Here is a 2,056-nt window from a genome sequence, read left to right on the forward strand (position 1 = left end):
CGGCGTGGCTGAAGACGGAAGCCGGCAAGTCACGCAAGCAGCGCCGGACGCTGAAGCAACTCCATGCCGACCTCGTGGCGCTCGGCTTCACCGGCTCCTACGGCCGGGTCGCGGCCTTCGCCCGGCAATGGCGGATGGACCGGCAGCGCGAGCAGCAGACGACGGGCCGCGGCACCTTCGTCCCCTTGGTCTTTCGTCCGGGCGAGGCGTTCCAGTTCGACTGGAGCGAGGACTACGCGGTTCTGGGCGGGGAGCGCACGAAGCTTCAGGTCGCCCATATCAAGCTGGCACACAGCCGAGCCTTCCTGGTTCGGGCCTATCTGCTGCAAACCCACGAGATGCTGTTCGATGCCCACTGGCACGGGTTCCGCGTCTTCGGCGGCGTGCCGGGCCGCGGCATCTACGATAACATGAAGACGGCGGTTGACCGCGTTGGCCGCGGCAAGGAACGGCAGGTCAACATCCGCTTCCTCGCCATGACGAACCACTATGTCTTCGAGCCGGAGTTCTGCAATCCTGCCGCGGGCTGGGAGAAGGGGCAGGTCGAGAAGAACGTCCAGGATGCCCGGCCTCGTTTGTGGCAGCCGATGCCGAACTTTCCTGACCTGGCGGCGCTGAACGCCTGGCTTGAACGGCGCTGCCTGGAGTTGTGGCGCGAGATCCCGCACGGGGTTCTGCCCGGAACCGTCGCCGACGCCTGGGCCGAAGAGCAGGCCGCGCTGATGGCCCTGCCGCCTGCCTTCGACGGCTTCGTCGAGCGGAGCAAGCGTGTCTCACCCACCTGCCTGATCAGCTTCGAGCGCAACCGCTACAGCGTGCCGGCGTCCTTCGCCAACCGTCCTGTCAGCCTCAGGGTCTACCCGGATCGGCTGGTGGTTGCCGCCGAGGGACAGATCCTGTGCGAACATGGGCGGGTGATCCAGCGGTCCCATCACCTGCCGCCTCGCACGATCTATGACTGGCGGCATTATCTGGCCGTCATCCAGCGCAAGCCGGGTGCCCTCAGGAACGGTGCGCCCTTCGCGGAACTGCCCGGGGCCTTCCGACAGTTGCAGGACCAGATGCTGCGACGACCCGGTGGCGATCGCGAGATGGTCGATATCCTGGCGCTGGTCCTGCAGCATGATGAACAGGCTGTGCTGGTTGCTGTGGAAATGGCCCTGGCCGAAGGCGTCGCGACCAAGACCCATGTGTTGAATCTCCTGCACAGGCTGATCGATGGCAAGACCAGCGGGGGTCCTGGCATCGATACTCCGCAGGCGCTGGCCCTGCGCCACGAGCCGAAGGCTAACGTCGAACGCTATGACGACCTGCGGGCGCAGATCGGAGACCGCCATGCGTCATGATCCCGCCAGCGGCGCCATCGTCATCATGCTCCGCAGCCTGAAGATGCACGGCATGGCCCAGGCCGTCACCGACCTGATCGAACAGGGGGCGCCGGCATTCGAGACAGCCGTGCCGATCCTGTCCCAGCTGCTGAAGGCCGAACTGGCGGAACGCGAAGTGCGCTCCATTGCCTATCACATGAAGGCCGCGCGCTTCCCGGCCTACAAGGATCTCTCGGGCTTCGACTTCGCTGCCAGCGAGATCAACGAGGCCACGGTGCGCCAGCTCCACCGCTGCGAGTTCATCGACGGCGCGCAGAATGTCGTGCTGATCGGCGGGCCGGGCACTGGCAAAACCCATGTCGCCACCGCCCTGGGTATCCAAGCCATCGAGCATCACCGGCGAAAGGTCCGCTTCTTCTCCACCATCGAACTCGTCAATGCCCTCGAGCAGGAGAAAACCAAGGGCAAGGCGGGCCAGATCGCGGAGGGATTGACCCGGCTCGATCTCGTGATCCTGGACGAACTGGGCTACTTGCCGTTCAGCGCCTCTGGCGGTGCGCTGCTCTTCCATCTCCTGAGCAAGCTCTATGAGCGCACCAGCGTCGTCATCACAACCAACCTCGGCTTCAGCGAATGGGCCTCGGTCTTCGCCGACGCCAAGATGACCACCGCGCTACTCGATCGCCTCACCCACCGCTGTCACATCCTGGAGACCGGAAACGACAGCT

Annotated in this window: 2 protein-coding genes; both read left to right on the top strand. The window is 65.1% G+C overall.

Annotated features, from left to right (window positions below; translation table 11 throughout):
* The coding region (gene istA / locus KTN05_RS17395; RefSeq protein WP_217330629.1) for an IS21 family transposase at positions 1-1,346 on the top strand (1,346 nt) is incomplete at its 5' end.
* A partial coding sequence (gene istB, locus KTN05_RS17400) for an IS21-like element helper ATPase IstB (RefSeq protein WP_217330630.1) occupies positions 1,336-2,056 on the top strand: 721 nt, incomplete at its 3' end. The genes istA and istB, both read left to right, overlap by 11 nt.

The sequence above is a fragment of the Paracoccus sp. Z118 genome, assembly GCF_019061185.1.
Lineage (GTDB): Bacteria > Pseudomonadota > Alphaproteobacteria > Rhodobacterales > Rhodobacteraceae > Paracoccus.